Below are 19,773 nucleotides of genomic sequence, written 5' to 3' on the forward strand. Positions count from 1 at the left end.
GTAAGATAGTAGAAAAATATAGTATTTAGCTGGGAGAGGGAATGAATGAAGGTAAGTCTTTTTGCAACATGTCTGGTAGATATGTTTCAGGGAAATGCAGGAAAAGCAGCTGTTGAATTGCTTGAGCGCCTGGGATGTGAAATAGATTTTCCGGAATCACAGGTCTGCTGCGGCCAGCCTGCCTATAACAGCGGCTATGTGAAAGAATCAAAGGAAGCTATGAAAAGGATGATTACAGCATTTGAGCATGCAGAATATGTTGTTTCCCCTTCTGGATCTTGCGCCTATATGTTTCATGAGTATCCGTACGTTTTTAAAGGTGACTCTGTTTGGGAACCAAGAGCAAAAAAGCTTGCAGAAAAAACATACGAACTTACTCAATTTATCGTTGAAGTTCTAAACGTGGATGATGTTGGAGCAAAGTTAAAAGGAAAAGCCACTTATCATACATCCTGCCATATGACCAGGCTTCTTGGTGTAAAGGAAGCACCTATGAAATTATTGAAAAATGTGAAGGGCCTGGAATTCGAAGAGCTTCCCGGCAAGGAGCAATGCTGCGGTTTTGGCGGTACCTTTTCCGTGAAAATGGCTCAAATATCTGAACAAATGGTAGATGAAAAGGTTGGGCATATAGAGGAGACTGAAGCAGAAATTCTCATTGGAGCTGACGCAGGGTGCCTGATGAATATAGGAGGCAGGATCGGCAGGCAGGGAAAACCAATAAGAGTAATGCATATTGCTGAAGTGTTAAATTGCCGCTAAGCAATTAATGGACATGCTTTCCCGCAAGAAGGAAAGACAATTTTGAACGTCGATAATTGTTTATCGTAGGCAGCCTGCCCCCTTGAGCAGTCGGGGGTGGGCAAGGCGCTTGTGCTTTTCTAAAGGGGGAATAGAAATGGCTATGAAAATAGGAACAAATGACTTTAAGGATCGTGTGGATTCCGGAATAAACAATTCCTTTATGAGAGGGGCAGTGTCAGGTGCCCAGGAAAGGCTTCAGACAAGAAGGCTTGATGCTGCAGCAGAACTTGGAAATTGGGAAGAATGGCGGTCGCTTTCAGAAGAAATTCGCCAGCATGTACTTGAAAATCTTGATTTTTACTTATACCAGCTCAGCGAAAATGTAGCTAAAAGGGGCGGGCAGGTTTTTTTCGCTGAAACTGCAGAAGAAGCATCTTCCTATATACGGGAAGTAATTGAAAAGAAGAATGCAAGAAAAGTGGTTAAATCAAAATCTATGGTAACCGAAGAGATACATTTAAATGCGGCATTGGAAGAGGCCGGATGTCAGGTAATTGAAACAGATTTGGGGGAATACATCCTTCAGGTGGACGATCACGATCCTCCTTCGCATATAGTTGCGCCTGCTCTTCATAAGAATAAAGAGCAGATTCGGGATGTGTTTGCAGAAAAACTGAACTATCAGAACACAGAAAAGCCGGAAGAACTTGCATGGCATGCCAGAGAAATGCTGCGCGGTGAATACTTAACCGCAGATGTTGGCATAACGGGCTGCAACTTCGCTGTTGCTGAAACTGGTTCAATCACCTTAGTGACTAATGAAGGCAATGCAGATCTCGTCACAGCCTTACCTAAGACGCAAATTACGGTAATGGGCATGGAAAGGCTGGTCCCGACTTACGAGGAAATGGAAGTGCTTGTCAGCATGCTGACGAGGAGCGCTGTTGGACAAAAGCTAACGAGTTATATTACTGTTCTGACTGGTCCAAGAGAAGAACTCGACGTCGATGGTCCTGAAGAATTCCACCTGGTTATAGTGGACAATGGCCGCTCTTCGATTTTAGGAGGGGAGTTTCACTCCATTCTCCAATGTATCCGCTGTGCTGCATGTGTAAATGTTTGTCCCGTATATAGACATGTAGGCGGCCATTCCTACGGATCCATTTATTCAGGCCCGATTGGAGCTGTGCTGTCACCCCTTTTAGGAGGCTATAATGATTATAAGGAATTGCCATATGCTTCAACACTTTGTGGAGCATGTACGGAAGCCTGTCCAGTCAAAATCCCTCTTCATGAACTTCTTCATAAACACCGGCAGGTAATTGTCGAAAAAGAAGGAAGAGCTCCGATATCGGAAAAGATGACTATGAAGGCTTTTGGGCTGGGGGCAGCTTCACCCTCCCTTTATAAGCTTGGGTCAAAGCTGGCACCGGCAGCCATGAATCCATTTACCGCAGGGGACAAAATTACAAAGGGACCAGGCCCATTAAAAGCATGGACAGAAATCAGGGATTTTCCAGCTCCCAATAAAGAAAGATTTCGCGATTGGTTCAAAAACCGGCCAAAAGGAGGCGGACAGCAGTGAATGGAACAATTCAGAATCGAGATGCTTTTTTAAATAAAATTGCAGGCAGATTGGGCAGGGAAAAAAGAATTACTGGAGTCAAAAGACCGGAATGGAGCTTTAACCCGCAGGATGCAGTCTTGAAAGAAGCGGATGCTGATGAGCTTCTCGAAGCTTTAAAGACTCAGTGTACGAAAATCCACACTGACCTTGTTGTAACCAGTGCTGCCAATTTGACTGAAACGCTCAAAGAAATTGTAGCCCAATATGGCGGGGGTCCCGTTGTGACCTGGAAGGATGACCGCTTTAGACAGTTTGGGCTTACACCGCTATTCAAGGAGATTTGGCCAAAAGAGAATATAGATGTATATGAATGGGATTATTCTGAAGAAGGAAGAAATATTGAATACGCAGAACATGCTAACATCGGCATCACGGTCAGTGAAATAACTCTGGCTGAATCTGGCACAGCAGTCTTGTTCAGCAGCAAGGATCACGGGCGGACAGTCAGTTTTCTCCCTGCTGCTTCTATCATCCTTATTCCGAAAAGCACCCTGGTTCCGCGCATGACACAGGCAGCAAGGATCATTAGGGAAAGGGTAAACTCAGGGCAGCAGGCACCTTCCTGTATTAATTTCATTACTGGACCAAGCAACTCCGCTGATATTGAGATGAACCTCGTTGTTGGTGTACATGGGCCTGTTAAGGCTGCGTATATAGTTATTGATGATTTATAACTCGTGGGGCACCAGGCATCCGGTTTTTGTAAGTATGAGAAAAAACGCCAAACTTTTGTTGGCGTTTTTTCTAAAAGCGTCCCAGGCGAGATTCGAACTCACGACCTACAGCTTAGGAGGCTGTCGCTCTATCCAGCTGAGCTACTGGGACAAAATATATAACACAGTTACTTATTATAATCCAATAATCAAAAATGGTCAATGGTTATGACTAAAGTAAAAAACCGGCCAGTAATCCATGACCGGTTTATGCTCTAACTTGTAAGTTTTTTACGATAAAATCTGGCATATGCCCTTGATCTATCTTTAAGCTTCTTTAGCTGTGACGTTTTCAGTTCTATAATTGGCTGTGCAAATGAAGTAATCAGTTTGCTTGAGAGAAGCAAAGTAAGCAGCAGCGATATTCCGGCAAGCAGCAGGAAGTTTTCCGGTTTGTTAAAAAAGCCCTGTACATCACTTTCCCTGAATACTCGTACAAAGAAACCGTGGAGCAGATAGACATAAAGTGTATTTTTTCCTAAATTAGTAAAGAAATATTGTTTACGGGGCACAAAAGCAAAGAAGCTAAATACCATTATCAAACTTAGGACATAAAAGCCCAATCTCGTAAAGACTGCCCCAATCGAAGCTGTCCCCATTTCAGTATATGGTTTTGAGCCAAGCAGCCATTTATAATCCACTTCAGGATAGAGATAAAAGCCTGCAAAGACTACAGCAAAAATAGCTAATGCACTAATTCTGAACTTTGGCTGGAATAGCGCATAAAAATGCTCCTTCTTTAAATAATACCCCATTAGGAATAAAGGAAAGAACACAAATGTTCTGGATAAGCTTAAATAGTTTGAAATCCAATCGGCATATCCGACGGCAAGCCCAATGATAAAAGCAGCAGCCAGGGAATATACAGGTTTATACTTTGCAAAGAATAGAAGCATGATATTCCAGAAGAACATGCTGATCAGGAACCATAAAGACCAATGCGGGTTAAAAGGATCCAACTCAAATGTGCCTTTATTATATAAAAAATAATAGAAAATCGAATAAATAACCTGAAAAATAATATATGGCAGTATGAGCTTTTTTGCAATTTTCTTTATATACCCTTTTTTATAAAAGCCTTTTGCAAAAAAACCGGAAACCAGTATAAAAGCTGGCATATGGAACGTGTAGATTACCTTATATAAAGTATAGATTGTTTCATTATCTTCAATAAAAGAGCGGAGTAAATGTCCAAAAACGACAAAGAAGATCAAGATGAACTTCATGTTGTCGAAGTAAAAGTCACGTTGTTTCATAAGTCCTCCTCTATTAAAGACCCCCAAAAATTCTCTTTCTTTCTTTACCCACTTTAACATGAAGCAAACTTCTTTTCTCGTGTAAATAGAAGGTTTAATTTACAGATAAAGTAAAATGGTTGACCGTCGAAATTTCTGTCATACTATCTATAAATTCCTGTTATACAAAGAATGTTTGCTTGTTAGCTCATATATTATATGGCTTGAATGGCTTCTTGTAAATCTGTTTCAAATCTCAATTGTGAAAATTCATTTTTGTCGCAGATAAAAGGGAGTAGTTCGATTAGTATGTCATAGCTGACGATTTAGTGAGACAATCAGGGTTTTAAAGAGAAGATTCTTAAATGGAAAATGTGCAGGGAAGGCTGTATTAAAATGAAAAATTGGAAAAATAATCTTCAAATGTCTTTTTTGTTCTATTATAATGAATTGAAAGAATAGTAAAAAAGAATTAGAAACAAACTAGTTCAATTGTTCGCATCTGGTTAAATCACAAAGGGGGAAGCAATGTTGAAAGGGGTAAGAAAATTTATACCGGGCAAGAAGGAAAGAAAAGAATCGTCCAAGCCAATAAAGCTTAGCATAGCCAAGTATTTAAACAAAATGGCCAGCACTAGATGGTGGAAGAACCTGAAGCTTGGCCAGAAATATGGGGTTGCGCTTTTTGTGACCATTGGGCTATTCACGGTTTCCACCGTTCTTACTTTCTTCTTGCTGACAATTGCCAATTCAAAACTGGAGATAGTTAAGGATTCTGGGGAAAAGGCCATTAAGATTACTGAATCAGCGGCCACTTTTCATCATAAAGGGAGCACGATTGGAAACTTTATCATTGACTCCAACCCAAAACATTTAAAAACATTCGATGAGCTGACAGAGGATTTTAATAATTTGAAAGAGGAAATTTCTCCAGAACTGAGCGATTCAAAATTAAAAGCCCTTTTTAGACAAATTGATGAAAATGATCAAAAAATCACCAGTTTATTTCATGATGTCATTGAGCCAGAAGTGAAACTCCAGCATGCAAGAGAATATAGGCTGGGAAAATTGCAGGCCGATAATATCATTTCTGAAACGGTCGATAAATTAAATACTCTCAGCAGCATGATGAAAGAGGATCAGCAAAAGGCTGTGACTTCTGCTAAATCTGGCCTTATCCTTACTTTAATAGTACTTGGCATTTCAATCATCATTTCTGCTATCCTGGGAATCGCAAGTATCCTTTTTATAGGACGTATTATTTCTAAAAAGCTGACTGCCATTGTACAATTCTCAAATGATATTGCAGGAGGAAACCTCAATGCAGATTCGGTGGAGTATGAGGGTGATGATGAAGTAGCCCAGCTTAGCAGAGCCATGAATTCCATGAAAATAAAACTGAAGACCATGATTCAGGAAATTAATGCAGTTTCTGGGTATGTGACAGAAAGAAGCGGAGAACTGAATATTGCTGCAAATGAAGTGAAAGCAGCAAGTCAGCAGGTTGCTTCAACGATGCAGGAACTATCCGGAGGCGCTGAGGATCAGGCGGGCTCTGCAACACGTTTATCTTTAATGATGGACGAGTACCTGGAAAAAGTGAAGGAAGCTTCATACAGCGGTAATGAAATAAAGAGTGCTTCCACAGAGGTGCTATCGCTCACTGAGAATGGAAACAAGCTAATGAAGGAATCCCAGGAACAAATGGGATTAATTAACCAGATAATGAAGTCATCAGTGGACAAGGTAAATGGACTCGATGATCAGACAAAGCAAATATCCAGATTAGTTAAGGTAATAAAGGAAATTGCAGACCAGACTAACCTGCTGGCATTAAATGCAGCCATTGAAGCAGCCAGAGCCGGTGAGCATGGAAGAGGTTTTGCAGTTGTGGCAGATGAGGTGAGGAAACTGGCTGAGCAGGTATCATTCTCGGTTTCAGATATCACTAGAATTGTCGTGGGCATTCAAGCAGAGTCAAACAGTGTGGCCACGTCGCTTCAAACAGGCTATGTTCAAGTTGAAAAGGGAACTGAGCAAATTCAATTGACGGGGCAAACATTCCAGAATATTTATGAGGCAGTTAACTCAATGTCAACAAATGTCAGTGACATTTCCCGCAGCCTTGAGCAGGTCTCCATTAATTCCTCCCAAATGAACCAGTCCATTGGCAGTATTGCCGCAGTATCTGAGGAATCTGCTGCAGGCATCGAACAAACGAGTGCATCAATGGCTCAGACTAACCATTCAATGGAGGAAATCTCAGACAATGCACAGTCCTTGTCGGAATTGGCAGAACAATTAAATGAGATGATTGCAAAATTCAAATTGTAAATTCCAGGCATACTCTTGACAGGGTATGCCTTTTCTTCTCCCCCAGAACCCTTTGATATGAAAAATTAATAGGACAGTTTTCTCAGAGATTTAAAGGTTTTAGTCAGATCTTGTAGAAATATTTAATTAATTGCATATCCCAATAGGAGGAAATAGAGTGGTCATTATGAATCAGGAAATCAGGAAACTCTATGCCAGGATTGAGACTTTGGAAAAGGAAAATAATATTTTGGCCAATGATAATTCACCTAAATATAATATATTCTCACGCTCGAAAGATGGAATTATAATTTTTGATAGCCAGGAGAGAATTGTGGATGTCAATCCATCATTTGCTGAAAGCTTAAAAATGGATAAACAATATCTGCTCGGCAGGAATTTGTCTGATATCGTGCCGAAAAATAGGCATTTCAAGCTTGAAAAGCAAAGGGAACTGTTGAAGAGGAAGGAAAGTGTCAGGGGCATTCTTCCTATTTATAACGGCAGAACGATAATAGAGTTTGATTTTACTACCAGCATCCTTAATGAGGGCAGTCTTTATATGTGCATATTAAGAGATGTAACGAGTAAGCGGCTCCTGGAACGGAAAGTGAAAAAGAATGAAGAGCTGTATGCGGACCTATTTACCGAAGCTCTGGATGGGATCATTTTTTGGGGTGGAGATGGCGAAATCATCGATGCGAATGAAGCTGCTTGCCGAATTTTTGAATGCACTCATGACGAGCTTCTCAAAAAAAAGATAAAAGATTTTGTATATGAAAAATCGGAAAGATACAGAAGCATTGTTAAAGAGATGTTCGTTAAGGGAAGCATACGGGATGAGCTAGTTTTTCTTATGCCAAATGGCCAGTTCAAATCTTTGGAGTTTACAGTGAAATTAAACTCCGTTGAAGGCTACCATATGACTATCTTCAGAAATGTCAGTGAGCGTCATGCCATGGAGAAAAGCTTGAGGGAAAGCGAACAAAAATTCCGCATGATATTTGAAGGTGCCCTTGAAGGTATTCTTCTTTGGAACGACCAGTTTGAAATAGTCGATATTAATCAATCAGGTCAGAGATTGCTTCAAATGACAAAAGAGGAGCTTATCAGTGTATCGCTGCATAGTATTTTGAATGACTGCAATATAACCGATGATGAATTAAAGGAGCAGATAAAAAACATACATTCAGCGGGGCAATCAGACGGTAACCTTTCCATTACTCTGAAATCAGGCAGAAAGAAGTTCTTTGAGTTTTCCAACAAGCTGAATATTTTTTCTAATATCAGTATGACAACATTTAAAGACATAACTGAGAAGCTGGAAATGGAAGAACAGCTTCGGAAATCAGACACTTTGAATGTCATTGGAGAATTGGCAGCAGGAATTGCCCACGAGATCAGAAACCCAATGACAGCTCTTAAAGGCTTTATACAGCTGCTGGAGGGCAGTGTGAAGGAAGATCATTCTATGTATTTCAATGTGATTACCACTGAGCTTAGCAGGATAGATTCAATTATTAATGAATTTCTCATACTCGCTAAGCCTCAAGCTGTCAAATTTGTGGAAAAAGACATATCTCAAATCATGAAGGAAACAGTCGATCTCCTGAGTGCTCAGGCTGTGCTGCATAATGTTCAATTCAGGACTTATTATGAAAAGAATTTGCCCAATGTTTTCTGTGAATCCAATCAAATGAAAAAGGTCTTTATCAATATAATAAAAAATGCGATTGAAGTCATGCCTAAAGGTGGATATATTACTGTATCCATTCAGAAGGGGTTAAATAATAAAGTTCACATATCCATTAGGGACGAAGGAACAGGAATTCCCGCACATAAAATAAAAAAGCTTGGTGAACCTTTCTATACTACAAAGGAAAGAGGCACTGGACTTGGTTTAATGGTTACATATAAAATTATTGAAGAACATAAGGGAACAATTGAAGTGGAAAGCAAATTGGGGGAAGGAACTGTATTCCACATCTATTTGCCCTATATTTTAAAGGCGGGAATGAAATGACACTAAGAATTTATTCTAAAAAAAACACACCGGCAGGAGACATTTACATTGTCATTGAAAAGGGGATCCTTTCGGCATTATACATGGGGAAAGAAGATTTTCTCGAAGGGGAAGAAGTTTTATCATTGCAATTCGATCCCTCCGATCCTTTAATCAAAAAGTGTTCGATCCAGCTTGGGGAATACTTTGATGGGCAAAGGAAAAAGTTCGACATCCCTATAGAACCTCATGGCACTGAATTTCAAAAAGCAGTCTGGAAAGAGCTTTGCCTAATCCCATTTGGTGAGACAAGAAGTTATCAGGACATTGCTGTCAAAATAGGGAAAGAAAAAGCAGTGCGCGCCATTGGACAGGCAAACAAGGCCAATCGCCTTCCGATCATTATTCCATGCCATCGGGTAATCGGAAAAAATAAATCGTTAACAGGGTATGCAGGAACCCGGACTGAAATTAAAGAAGTACTGCTATCCCTCGAGGGGGCTAATTATATTAAATAGCTCTTTCTTAAATCACCTCTAAGGGTGATTTTTTTATGCGATATTATATATATGGTTGACTGGAGGAGATTAATTCGATTATTATCTAATTAGATGATAATCGAAATGAGGGTGCTGGTATTATGCAATTAAATCGTTTAGTAGCTTTTTATAAGACAATGGGAGACCCAACCAGAATCAGGATTGTTTTTCTTCTTGCCAAAGGGCCTTTGCATGGACAGGCGATAGCTGGGAAGCTTGGATTGACCCCGCCAACCATTACCCATCATTTAAATAAACTCAGGGAAATAAACCTTGTTTATCAGAGAAGAGATAAAAATACAGTTTATTTCTATCTAAATGAATCCGTACTGAAACATCAGTCGGGTGTTCTTGCGAAATTGGCAGATAAAGAGGAGATTAAGAAAATGGAAGAACAAAATTCAGAAAGCCAGAAGGTTATTGAAAACTTCTTTACAAAAGATGGAAAACTGAAGAATATACCTGCACAGAGAAAGAAGAAGCTCATGGTTTTTGAACATCTAATCAAAGGGTTGAAAATGGGAAAAAAATATGAAGAAAAAGTGCTCAACGAATATATTAAACAGTATCATGAAGACTATGCTACAATACGCAGAGAGTTTATTATTAATCATTATATGTACAGGGAAAATGGCATTTATGAATTAAACCCTCCAGAAATGTGGGCAAAAATAGAAGGGTAAAAAAGTCAGGGGCCCTAGTCAGGGCCCTGTATGCCATCAGCGGTAAAAATCCGGTTTGCGGTCAGTAAAAATCGGAATCATGCTGCGGACTTCTTTCACTTTATCCAGGTCTATCTCAGCATGGAGGATTTCTTCTGTTTCAGAACCTTCAGCAAGCACTTCTCCCCAAGGATCTATAATCATCGAATGGCCTGCAAAGACATTGTCAGGATCAGAGCCAGAGCGGTTGCATGCAATTACATAGCACTGGTTTTCAATGGCACGTGCAATCAAAAGCGACCGCCAATGTGCCAGCCGGGCCAATGGCCATTCTGCTACTACAAATAAAGCTTCGGCACCTTCCGCTGTATGGGTCCGCACCCACTCAGGAAAACGGATATCATAACAAATCATCCCTGCAAACTTCCTATTTTCCAGAGAAAATACTCCCTTAGCTGTCCCTCCTTTCAGATAGAGGTGTTCATTCATAAGCTTGAATAAGTGCAGCTTGCTGTATTCATGTATGAAGTCACCCTTGTTATCTACAATCAGCAGAGTATTGTAAATGCCTTCGGATGTTTTCTTTGCAACAGATCCTCCTATCAGATGAATTCGATTGCTCTGTGCTGCCTCTTTTAAAAAAACTAGTGCTGACCCGGCATCCTGGTCTGCAATTTCACCCAATCTGGTCAAATCATAGCCTGTCGTCCAAAGTTCAGGCAGCACAATAACATCCGGATTAGCCTTAAGCGCCTTATTAATCATGGTTTCGGCTGTTTTATAATTCTCCTCAGGTTTTCCAAATGAAATATCCATTTGTAAACAGGCAATCTTTAATTTCATAAAACTCCCCCGCAATCATCTTATCCATATGGTAAAATTAGTCCGATAGATGGAAATTTTCAAAATTTTACTTTACATCTTATCATTTACGTTATATCATTTGTGACTATATTTTCAATCTTTTTTTTAAGCAGGTGAACAATTTGGTAAATTATCCGCAATCAGATCTTTTGAAAAGTCTGCCTAAACAGTTTTTTGCATCTCTGACAGCCAAAGTGGGGAAAAAACTCGAACAAGGTTTTGATGTCATCAATCTTGGACAGGGAAATCCTGATCTGCCTACCCCGGAGCATATTGTCAAGAGTCTTCAAAGTGCAGCCGAAAATCCGCAAAACCATAAATATTCTCCTTTCCAGGGGTTCCCTTATTTAAAAAAGGCCGCTGCATCCTTTTATAAAAGGGAATTCGATGTTGAATTGGATCCCGAAACCGAGATAGCCATCCTTTTTGGAGGTAAAGCTGGCCTTGTTGAAATCCCTCAATGCCTTTTAAACCCTGGGGACAGCGTATTGGTTCCGGACCCGGGATATCCTGATTATTGGTCAGGTGTAGCACTTGCTAAAGCAAACATGGTGACAATGCCTCTAAGAGAAGATAATAACTTCTTGCCCGTATACAGTGAATTGTCAGCAGATCAGCTTAATTCAGCTAAACTGATGTTCCTTAATTATCCAAATAACCCGACAGGAGCAGTGGCAAATAAGGATTTTTTTCAGGAAACAGTTAATTTGAGCCGAAGTCATGGTATTTGCATCGTCCATGATTTTGCATATGGCGGAATTGGTTTTGACGGCAACAAGCCTGAAAGTTTTCTTCAGGCAGAAGGGGCAAAGGAGGTCGGTATTGAAATTTATACCCTTTCAAAGACCTTTAATATGGCAGGCTGGAGAATAGGATTTGCAGCTGGAAATGCAAGTGTCATTAAAGCACTGAATCTAATGCAGGATCATCTATACGTCAGCTTGTTTGGTGCTGTTCAGGAAGCTGCAGCAGCCGCTCTGTCAGGACCCCAGGATTGTGTTAATGAGTTGAATTTTATCTACGAATCCAGACGGAATACCTTCATCTCTGGCCTCAGGGAAATTGGCTGGGATGTACAAGCTCCTAAAGGCTCCTTTTTTGCATGGCTCAAAGTCCCTGAGCAATTTACATCGGAAGAGTTTGCTGACTATCTCTTGGATAAAGCGCATATTGCGGTTGCACCTGGCATCGGATTTGGTGATTATGGAGAAGGGTATGTGAGAGCCGGATTGCTGACATCTGAGGATAGACTTAAAGAAGCAGTGGGGCGAATAAAAAAATTAAATTTGTTTTAAATTTTTTTCATAATTCAATTGACAAAAATATTAAGCACTGTCATAATTCTAATTAAATTTTAATTCGAAATTAACTGAATACTCGTTTCGTTTTCTTATCAAGAGCAGGCGGAGGGACTAGCCCTATGAAGCCCGGCAACCGACTTATACCTGAGCACGGTGCTAAATCTTGCAGCTTTTAGCTGAAAGATAAGAAGATGTTAGATTGCTATGCTAACCTCTTCTTATTTGAAGAGGTTTTTTATTGTTCCCATTCTTTGATTTTTGAAAGGAAGAATATACATGAGTGAAATTATTGCAACGTATCTGATTCATGATGAAAAACATAACCCGGAGAAAAAGGCCGAGGAGATCGCTTTAGGGTTAACGGTCGGGTCATGGACCCATTTGCCCGAGCTTGAAAAACAGCAGTTGGAAAAGCATAAAGGCAGGGTCGTTGCTGTTGAAGTCCTTATTAAAGATGAAGAAAGAAAGGAAACAGCTGCAGTCATTAAGATTGCCTATCCCACTGTTAATTTCAGTCCGGATTTACCGGCAATATTAACAACAGTCTTTGGAAAGCTGTCATTGGACGGAAAGATTAAATTGTTAGATTTACAGTTTTCCAATGAACTTAAAAGCTTTTTCCCTGGGCCTCGATTCGGGATTGACGGACTGAGGGAAAAAGTGAATGTATATGGCAGACCCCTTCTAATGAGCATCTTCAAAGGGGTGCTGGGCAAAGACATGGATTTTTTAACTTCGCAGCTTAGGGAACAGGCCCTTGGCGGCATCGACCTTGTAAAAGATGATGAAATTCTATTTGAAAACCGCCTTACACCTTTTGAAGCCAGGATAACCGAAGGCAAAGAAGTGCTAAGGCAGGTTTATGAGGAAACAGGGCACCGTACCCTATATGCTGTAAATTTAACAGGCAGGTCTTTTGAATTAAAAGAAAAGGCAAGGAAGGCATCCAGACTTGGTGCAGACCTTCTTCTGTTTAATGTATTTTCTTATGGGCTCGATGTTTTGCAGTCATTAAGAGAAGATGAAGAGATTGGGCTGCCTATCATGGCACATCCTGCAGTTAGTGGAGCACTTTCTGCTTCAAATGTTTATGGGATTTCCTATCCTTTGCTTTTAGGGAAACTTCTCAGGTATGCAGGTGCAGACTTGTCTCTATTCCCTTCCCCTTATGGATCGGTTGCCCTTGAAAAAACTCAGGCATTATCAATTGGGGATGCCCTGACTAAGAATGATTTCTGCAAAAGAACCTTTCCGGTTCCATCAGCCGGCATCCATCCGGGTCTTGTGCCTCTTCTTTTCGAAGACTTCGGAATAGACAGTGTAATCAATGCCGGAGGCGGCGTACATGGGCATCCGGATGGGGCAAGAGGAGGCGGTTTGGCATTCCGCCAGGCAATTGATTTAATATTAAAGGGGGCTTCTTTAACAGATGCTCCATCAAACTTCCCTGAATTAAAAAAAGCGATTGATCTGTGGGGGTACAAAGAGGTGGCTGTCAAGAATGGCTAAAATAGCGGTTTTTTGTGATTTTGATGGAACTATTACCGAAAATGATAACATCATTCATATCATGAAGCACTTTGCTCCTTCCAGGTGGGAAGGGATAAAAAATCAAGTTCTGGCACAGGAAATTTCCATTCAGGAAGGAGTAGGAAAGATGTTTTCCCTTCTCCCAAGCAGTCTGAAAGATGAGATCACCGATTTCATCTTGGAAAATGCGAGAGTAAGAGAGGGATTTCAGCCATTTATCGATTATCTGGCAAAGGAAAATATACCGCTTTATATAGTCAGCGGAGGAATAGATTTTTTTGTGGCTCCTGTATTGGATAAGTATGGACCCTTTGAAGAGGTGTTCTGCAATAGTTCTGATTTTAGCGGCGATACAATTAAAATCTTATGGCCGCATAGCTGTGATGAGAATTGCGATAATAATTGCGGCTGCTGCAAGCCTTCCATTATGAGAAAACTGGAGGGTGAGGAAACCTTTAAAGTGGTGATCGGGGATTCAGTAACTGATCTGGAGGCTGCAAAACAGGCAGACTTTGTCATAGCAAGAGACCTGCTCCTGGAGAAAAGCAAAGAGATGAACCTAAATCATTGTGCCTTTGAATCGTTCTATGATTGCATTGAGCTTTTAAAAAGATTAAATGAGGTGAGGGTATGAGCAGACTTGAGGAAAAATGGAATGAGCTTGCAGATATTAAGGACGAGCTTGCAGAAAGGGACTGGTTTATGGGAACGAGCGGAAATCTGGCCATTAAGGTCAGCGGGCGTCCCCTTCAATTCCTCGTTACAGCAAGCGGAAAGGATAAAAGGAAACGAACTGATGAAGATTTTCTCCTTGTTGATGAATATGGACACCCGGCAGTGGAAACACATCTAAAGCCATCCGCTGAAACACTTCTGCATACTGAGATATATAGAAGAACAAAAGCTGAATGCAGTCTCCATGTACATACAATAGATAATAATGTCATCTCAGAAATTTATGGTGATCAGGAGGCAGTTACATTTAAAGGGCAGGAGCTGATTAAAGCATTTGATAAATGGGAGGAAGATGCTGTTCTTAGGATTCCGATTATTCCGAATCATGCACATATTCCCGCGCTGGCTAAGTGTTTTTCTTCCCATATACATGAAGATGCAGGTGCTGTTTTAATAAGAAATCATGGAATTACTGTATGGGGCAAAACCTCCTTTGAGGCTAAAAAGATCCTTGAGGCTTCAGAGTTTCTTTTCCGCTATCAGCTAAGGCTCCTGGAACATAAGCCCAATCAGCTATTTAAAGTAGTCTAGTACCCAAGCTTCTGTTCTAAAACATGCTAGAGAAAGATTTTAATAGAAAGGGTTGATTAGTTTGGCATATATTGTACTGAAAAATTCAAAAAAAGAAATCAGGAATCAGGAAGAGGTTGCAGCTTTTCTGGAAAAGCAGGAGGTTATCTATGAGCAATGGGCAATAGAGAAATTGCCTGAAAATCTGCAGGAAAAATATTTACTTTCCGATAATGAAAAACAAGAAATTTTGGCTGCATTTGCTGAAGAAATTAAAGATATTTCAGAAAGAAGAGGATATAAGGCACAGGATGTAATTTCGCTTTCAGAGAATACGCCGAATTTGGAGCAGCTTCTTCAAAATTTCCAGCAGGAACATCATCATACTGATGATGAGGTGAGATTTATTGTCAGCGGCCATGGAGTTTTTATTATACAAGGAAAAGATGGGGAATTCTTTGAAGTATTCCTGAATCCAGGCGATTTAATATCCGTACCTGAAAACATCCGCCATTATTTTACCCTCCAGGATGATCGAAAAGTAGTAGCCATCCGAATTTTTGTTTCTGCAGAAGGATGGGTGCCAATTTATGAAAAAAAGGAAGTCCATCAATAATTTGATGACCCATTGCCACCGGCATTGGGTTTTTATTTTCTCACTATAACAATTGGATATTTTTTACATGTTTTAGTCTGGCAAATTTTTTATCAAATCCCGTTGATGCCGCATGTGTAATTTAGCAGAATGTGTCGAAACCGCATGATGGCGAATTGAAATTGATGTCGATAAAAATAAGTTTGGAAAAAGATTGTCTAATATTGCGAATCTATTTACATTTATAGAAATTCTTGTAATAATGCTTCAAGTAGACACATTTATATCGGATAAAGGGATAGGAGTAGGAGGAAGAACGTTGCGCTATAAAAGAATACAGCTGCTGACTGAAATTCAGCAAAAAAGGGAAAAAATGATAGAAACAGCCAAGAAAAATGGAATGGCGAGCCAGGAAACTGTGCGCTGCAGCCAGGAACTTGATCAATTAATTTTTGAATATCAATGCGTCATTAAAAGAGAGAAGGAACAAAAGAAAAGAATGAGGATTTCCTTCCGGGAAATGATTCTCTCATGGAAGAAAGCAGTTGTCTAATATTAAAAAGCCGAGCATATATATTGAGCATATAATAAGGAAGCAAAAAAAAGGATCCATAATGGGTCCTTTTTTTTATTTGGGGAGCCTGCTTCCTCTTTTCTTGATATTGAGCAGCACATTTCTTATTAATTCCTTATTGCAGTACTATGCCTGTATCGAGAATCATATATCGTAATACAAAGCTTTTTTATAAATCTCTTAAAGCGAACAATACTCATACAAGTTTTAAGTTAAGAGGAGGGAAAGTAAAAAATGCACATAGTTGTGTGTGTCAAGCAAGTCCCAGATACAAAAATTATTAAAATCAATCCCAAGACTAATACTCTTGACCGGCGAAGTGCTCCTGCCATTTTAAACCCTTATGACGCCCATGCAGTGCAGGAAGCAGTGAAAATAACAAAGACCTTAGGAAAAGGCATTATTTCGGTTTTATCCATGGGGCCTCCACAGGCTGTTGCTGTTATTAAGAAAAGCATCGAAATTGGAGCAGACCGCGGTTTTTTAATCTCGGACCGTGCATTTGCCGGTGCAGATACACTCGCAACAAGCTATGCTCTTTCTAAAGCATTGGAACGCATTTCAAAAGATATGCCTGTGGATTTAATCATATGCGGAAAACATGCTATTGATGGAGATACCGGCCAGGTGGGACCAGGGATAGCAAGAAGGCTGGATATTCCGCCAGTTACAAATGTTATAGAGGTATCCGAATTTAATGAAGGTGAAAAAACGATCCTGATCAAAAGGAAAATTACGGACGGGTATGAATTGATACAAGCTCAAGTCCCTTGTCTGCTGACCGTTGAAAAAGAGATTAATAGCATAGAATACTCTCCTATGCCTAACATGATAAAAGCTGCCAGGTATGAGCCGGTTATCTGGTCTGTAAATGATCTCGAGGATGTGGATCGTACACAGCTCGGTTTGAAAGGGTCTCCTACGATAGTTGGAAAAATGTTTACCCCTCCTAAGCCGGAAGGCGGAAAGAGGCTTGAAGGGAATGCGGACGAACAGGTTAAGCAGCTGATGGAGCTTCTTAATGATAAGAAAGAGCTGTTTGTAAGCCGATAACAGAAATTATTAGGGGGTAATTTACATGATGGATGAGAACCGGGGAGTGTGGGTATTCATAGAACAAAATGATGGAAAAATTGAGGGGGTATCCCTTGAATTGCTCGGTGCAGGCAGGAAGCTGGCAGATAAGCTGGATGTGCCTCTTTCCGGTGTGCTGCTTGGTTATGAAATAATGCCTTTAAGTCAGGAGGTAATCGCTTATGGAGCTGATCAGGTATATGTAATAGACCATGAAGTAATGAAGGATTACCGGACAGAATCATATATGAAGGCAGTTATCAATCTTGCAGAAAAATATAAACCTGAAATATTTCTTTATGGGGCCACTTCCAATGGTAAAGATTTGGCCAGTGCTGTTGCTACAGATCTTAGCACAGGATTGACTGCAGATACAACCATGCTGGATGTCGAAGTGGATAAGAGGCTTCTTGAAGCAAGCCGCCCGGCGTTTGGGGGAAATATAATGGCAACCATCCTTTGTAAAAAGCACCGGCCGCAGATGGCTACTGTCCGGCCTAAGGTTATGAAAGCCATGGAGCCAGATCCAGATAGGCAGGGAGAGGTTATAAAAGAAGCGATTGCTCTAAGGGAAGATGACATGCGCACTAAGGTGATTAAAATTGTGAAAGATGTCACAAAAAAAGTGAATTTAGCAGATGCTCATGTTGTCGTTGCAGGCGGAAAAGGGATGGGTGATTTTCAAAACTTTCAGCTGATCCATGAGCTGGCTGAAGCAATTGGAGCAACCGTAGGGGGTACTAGGGATGTAGTGGAGGCTGGATGGCTGCCGCATGAACAGCAGGTAGGGCAGACCGGGGAAACTATTACACCAAAGGTCTATTTTGCTATTGGGATTTCAGGGGCAATTCAGCATGTCGTAGGCATGAAGAATTCAGAGTTCATTATTGCGATTAACAAAGATCCGGAAGCACCAATATTTGATGTAGCAACTTACGGAATCGTGGGTGATGCACTTGAAATTGTGCCGAAGCTAATTAAAGAGTTAAAGGAAGCAAGGGAAAGAGGGGGTGAAATGAGTTATGTCTGAAAAGTTTGATGTCATTGTGGTGGGGGCTGGGCCTGCAGGGACTTCCTGTGCATACACATGCGCCAAAAACGGTTTAAAAGTCCTGCAAATTGAAAGAGGAGAATATCCCGGCAGCAAAAATGTAATGGGTGGAGTATTATACCGTAAGCAAATGGAGGAAATCATTCCGGAATTTTGGAAAGAAGCACCGCTGGAGAGGCCTGTCATAGAGCAGCGGTTTTGGATGATGGATAAAGAATCGACAGTGAGTTTTGGCTATAAAGGTCTTGAGTGGGGGAAGGAGCCATATAATAATTTTACAGTACTCCGGGCGCCATTTGACCAATGGTTTGCAAAAAAAGGGATTGAACAGGGAGTACTTTTAATAAATGAAACAGTCGTGCTTGAGTGTCTGACTGAAAATGGAAAAGTAGTTGGTGTAAGAACTGACCGGCCGGATGGTGAGGTGTATGCAGATGTGGTGGTTTTGGCAGATGGTGTAAATTCACTGCTGGCAAAACAGCTGGGCTACCATAAAGAATTTCGCCCTGATGAAGTGGCACTAACGGTAATGGAAGTCATTAATCTTTCAAAAGACAAAATTAATGACCGCTTTAACCTGGAAGACAACCAGGGCTGTACGATTGAAATATTTGGGGACTCTACGAAAGGCAATCTGGGAACTGCCTTTATTTACACCAATAAAGAGAGTATTAACATTGGTGTGGGAACCACACTGTCAAGCATGATTAAGGCAAAGCTTAAGCCTTATGACCTGCTGGATTATTTAAAAACACACCCTATGGTAAGACCTTTAATAGAAGGGGGAGAATCTGCTGAGTATCTGGCTCACTTGATTCCTGAGGGTGGCTACCATTCAGTGCCTAAAGTGGCCGGGGATGGTGTCCTTCTTGCAGGTGATGCTGCCCAGCTGGTTAATGCCATACATCGCGAAGGCTCCAATATGGCAATGGCTTCCGGAACGATGGCTGCAGAAACCATCATTGATGCCAAAAAACGGGGTGATTTTAGCGAAACAAGCTTGAATCAGTACAGGGAAACACTGTATCAAAGCTTTATTATTAAAGACCTGGAAAAATATAAAGATGCAACTCACACGTTTGAACACTATCCTCAGTATTTTAAGGAATATGTTCCAATGCTGAACAGGGCAGCAAGCAAATTCTTTACAGTTGATGGAACTCCTAAGAAAGATAAGCAAAAGGAAATTGTGAAGAGCTTCACCAGTGAGCGCGGGACCATTCGTGTGCTTCAAGACATGTACAGGGCATGGAAGGCGGTGAAATAATGTCAACAAAAACGATCGAAGAAAAGCAATATTTAGTTCGTTTTAAGGCAGACACCAAATCACATCTTACCGTATTGGATCATGATATCTGCATGACAAAATGCCCCGATAAAATATGCACTATTTTCTGTCCGGCTGAGGTGTACAAGTGGGAAGGATTGAGAATGCAGGTGGGTTATGAAGGATGCCATGAATGCGGCAGCTGCCGGATTGGATGCCCATATCAGAATATTAAATGGGAATACCCAAAAGGCGGCCATGGTATAGTATTCAGGCTTGCATAAGTAAACCCCTATTTCATACAAAAACCGGCCATATTTGGCCGGTTTGAAAAGGGGGGTAATGAAAAAGGTTTTATCTTTCGGTACATTTATATTATAGATTAGAAATATTAACAAAATGTTAACAACCTATATCAAAACTATTAATCCTGCAGT

Annotated in this window: 19 protein-coding genes, 1 tRNA gene and 1 riboswitch; of the genes, 17 read left to right on the plus strand and 3 right to left on the minus strand. The window is 40.6% G+C overall.

What is annotated here, in order from left to right; genetic code table 11:
* Nucleotides 1–45 precede the first annotated feature (45 nt).
* The 3 genes from ACEQ1T_RS06220 to ACEQ1T_RS06230 all read left to right on the plus strand — a co-directional run bounded on the left by ACEQ1T_RS06220 (nucleotide 46) and on the right by ACEQ1T_RS06230 (nucleotide 3,045).
* Nucleotides 46–762: a (Fe-S)-binding protein gene (locus ACEQ1T_RS06220; protein WP_370222107.1), complete on the plus strand. Its 717-nt coding sequence runs from the start codon at nucleotides 46–48 to the stop codon at nucleotides 760–762.
* 136 nt (nucleotides 763–898) lie between these two features.
* On the plus strand, nucleotides 899–2,329 hold the full coding sequence (locus ACEQ1T_RS06225) for a LutB/LldF family L-lactate oxidation iron-sulfur protein (protein WP_206835659.1): 1,431 nt from the start codon (nucleotides 899–901) through the stop codon (nucleotides 2,327–2,329).
* Nucleotides 2,326–3,045, plus strand: coding sequence for a lactate utilization protein C (locus ACEQ1T_RS06230; RefSeq protein WP_206835661.1), 720 nt, complete (start codon nucleotides 2,326–2,328; stop codon nucleotides 3,043–3,045). Before ACEQ1T_RS06225 ends, ACEQ1T_RS06230 begins: the two co-directional genes overlap by 4 nt.
* Before the next feature lie 77 nt (nucleotides 3,046–3,122).
* On the opposite strand, the gene ACEQ1T_RS06235 is transcribed toward ACEQ1T_RS06230, so the two are convergent.
* Both ACEQ1T_RS06235 and ACEQ1T_RS06240 read right to left on the minus strand, forming a co-directional pair.
* A tRNA-Arg gene (locus tag ACEQ1T_RS06235) sits at nucleotides 3,123–3,196 on the minus strand.
* 103 nt (nucleotides 3,197–3,299) lie between these two features.
* A complete protein-coding gene (locus ACEQ1T_RS06240) occupies nucleotides 3,300–4,340 on the minus strand; it encodes an acyltransferase family protein (protein ID WP_206835772.1) in 1,041 nt (346 codons plus the stop codon).
* Between the two features lie 507 nt (nucleotides 4,341–4,847).
* Between ACEQ1T_RS06240 and ACEQ1T_RS06245 the strand changes: the two genes are divergently transcribed.
* The 4 genes from ACEQ1T_RS06245 to ACEQ1T_RS06260 all read left to right on the plus strand — a co-directional run bounded on the left by ACEQ1T_RS06245 (nucleotide 4,848) and on the right by ACEQ1T_RS06260 (nucleotide 9,856).
* Entirely contained in the window at nucleotides 4,848–6,653 is a 1,806-nt protein-coding gene (locus tag ACEQ1T_RS06245) for a methyl-accepting chemotaxis protein (RefSeq protein WP_370222109.1), read from the plus strand.
* Between the two features lie 166 nt (nucleotides 6,654–6,819).
* Nucleotides 6,820–8,655 carry a PAS domain S-box protein gene (locus ACEQ1T_RS06250; protein WP_370222148.1) on the plus strand — a complete coding sequence of 612 codons (1,836 nt, stop codon included), beginning with the start codon at nucleotides 6,820–6,822 and terminating at the stop codon, nucleotides 8,653–8,655.
* A complete protein-coding gene (locus tag ACEQ1T_RS06255; protein WP_370222111.1) occupies nucleotides 8,652–9,152 on the plus strand; it encodes a methylated-DNA--[protein]-cysteine S-methyltransferase in 501 nt (166 codons plus the stop codon). The genes ACEQ1T_RS06250 and ACEQ1T_RS06255 overlap by 4 nt, the downstream gene beginning before the upstream one ends.
* A gap of 122 nt (nucleotides 9,153–9,274) precedes the next feature.
* A complete protein-coding gene (locus tag ACEQ1T_RS06260) occupies nucleotides 9,275–9,856 on the plus strand; it encodes a metalloregulator ArsR/SmtB family transcription factor (protein ID WP_370222112.1) in 582 nt (193 codons plus the stop codon).
* Between the two features lie 36 nt (nucleotides 9,857–9,892).
* On the opposite strand, the gene ACEQ1T_RS06265 is transcribed toward ACEQ1T_RS06260, so the two are convergent.
* Nucleotides 9,893–10,678 (minus strand): carbon-nitrogen family hydrolase, encoded by a 786-nt coding sequence (locus ACEQ1T_RS06265; RefSeq protein ID WP_370222113.1) that lies wholly within the window; start codon nucleotides 10,676–10,678, stop codon nucleotides 9,893–9,895.
* A 143-nt stretch (nucleotides 10,679–10,821) separates the two neighbouring features.
* Here ACEQ1T_RS06265 and ACEQ1T_RS06270 point away from each other — a divergent pair, with 143 nt between their 5' ends.
* From ACEQ1T_RS06270 to ACEQ1T_RS06315, 10 genes are all read left to right on the plus strand, one after another.
* Nucleotides 10,822–11,994 (plus strand): pyridoxal phosphate-dependent aminotransferase, encoded by a 1,173-nt coding sequence (locus ACEQ1T_RS06270; protein ID WP_370222114.1) that lies wholly within the window; start codon nucleotides 10,822–10,824, stop codon nucleotides 11,992–11,994.
* A gap of 92 nt (nucleotides 11,995–12,086) precedes the next feature.
* Nucleotides 12,087–12,190: riboswitch (SAM riboswitch) on the plus strand.
* Between the two features lie 86 nt (nucleotides 12,191–12,276).
* Nucleotides 12,277–13,509 carry a 2,3-diketo-5-methylthiopentyl-1-phosphate enolase gene (locus ACEQ1T_RS06275; RefSeq protein WP_206835793.1) on the plus strand — a complete coding sequence of 411 codons (1,233 nt, stop codon included), beginning with the start codon at nucleotides 12,277–12,279 and terminating at the stop codon, nucleotides 13,507–13,509.
* Nucleotides 13,502–14,164, plus strand: coding sequence for a 2-hydroxy-3-keto-5-methylthiopentenyl-1-phosphate phosphatase (locus tag ACEQ1T_RS06280; protein WP_370222115.1), 663 nt, complete (start codon nucleotides 13,502–13,504; stop codon nucleotides 14,162–14,164). Before ACEQ1T_RS06275 ends, ACEQ1T_RS06280 begins: the two co-directional genes overlap by 8 nt.
* Complete coding sequence (locus ACEQ1T_RS06285; protein ID WP_206835803.1) at nucleotides 14,161–14,796, plus strand: methylthioribulose 1-phosphate dehydratase; 636 nt, start codon at nucleotides 14,161–14,163, stop codon at nucleotides 14,794–14,796. The genes ACEQ1T_RS06280 and ACEQ1T_RS06285 overlap by 4 nt, the downstream gene beginning before the upstream one ends.
* A gap of 61 nt (nucleotides 14,797–14,857) precedes the next feature.
* Nucleotides 14,858–15,391 carry an acireductone dioxygenase gene (locus tag ACEQ1T_RS06290; RefSeq protein WP_370222117.1) on the plus strand — a complete coding sequence of 178 codons (534 nt, stop codon included), beginning with the start codon at nucleotides 14,858–14,860 and terminating at the stop codon, nucleotides 15,389–15,391.
* A gap of 298 nt (nucleotides 15,392–15,689) precedes the next feature.
* Nucleotides 15,690–15,923 (plus strand): aspartyl-phosphate phosphatase Spo0E family protein, encoded by a 234-nt coding sequence (locus ACEQ1T_RS06295; protein ID WP_206835809.1) that lies wholly within the window; start codon nucleotides 15,690–15,692, stop codon nucleotides 15,921–15,923.
* 255 nt (nucleotides 15,924–16,178) lie between these two features.
* Nucleotides 16,179–16,997: an electron transfer flavoprotein subunit beta gene (locus ACEQ1T_RS06300; protein ID WP_370222118.1), complete on the plus strand. Its 819-nt coding sequence runs from the start codon at nucleotides 16,179–16,181 to the stop codon at nucleotides 16,995–16,997.
* 25 nt (nucleotides 16,998–17,022) lie between these two features.
* Nucleotides 17,023–18,048: an electron transfer flavoprotein subunit alpha/FixB family protein gene (locus tag ACEQ1T_RS06305; RefSeq protein ID WP_206835816.1), complete on the plus strand. Its 1,026-nt coding sequence runs from the start codon at nucleotides 17,023–17,025 to the stop codon at nucleotides 18,046–18,048.
* Nucleotides 18,041–19,336, plus strand: a complete 1,296-nt coding sequence (locus ACEQ1T_RS06310) for an FAD-dependent oxidoreductase (protein WP_206835819.1) — start codon at nucleotides 18,041–18,043, stop codon at nucleotides 19,334–19,336. The genes ACEQ1T_RS06305 and ACEQ1T_RS06310 overlap by 8 nt, the downstream gene beginning before the upstream one ends.
* The gene (locus ACEQ1T_RS06315) at nucleotides 19,336–19,620 is read left to right on the plus strand and encodes a ferredoxin family protein (RefSeq protein ID WP_019381639.1); all 285 of its coding nucleotides are present in this window, start codon (nucleotides 19,336–19,338) and stop codon (nucleotides 19,618–19,620) included. The genes ACEQ1T_RS06310 and ACEQ1T_RS06315 overlap by 1 nt, the downstream gene beginning before the upstream one ends.
* Nucleotides 19,621–19,773: the final 153 nt, after the last annotated feature.

Origin of the sequence: Cytobacillus sp., from assembly GCF_964223445.1 — a bacterium.
Lineage (GTDB): Bacteria > Bacillota > Bacilli > Bacillales > Cytobacillaceae > Cytobacillus.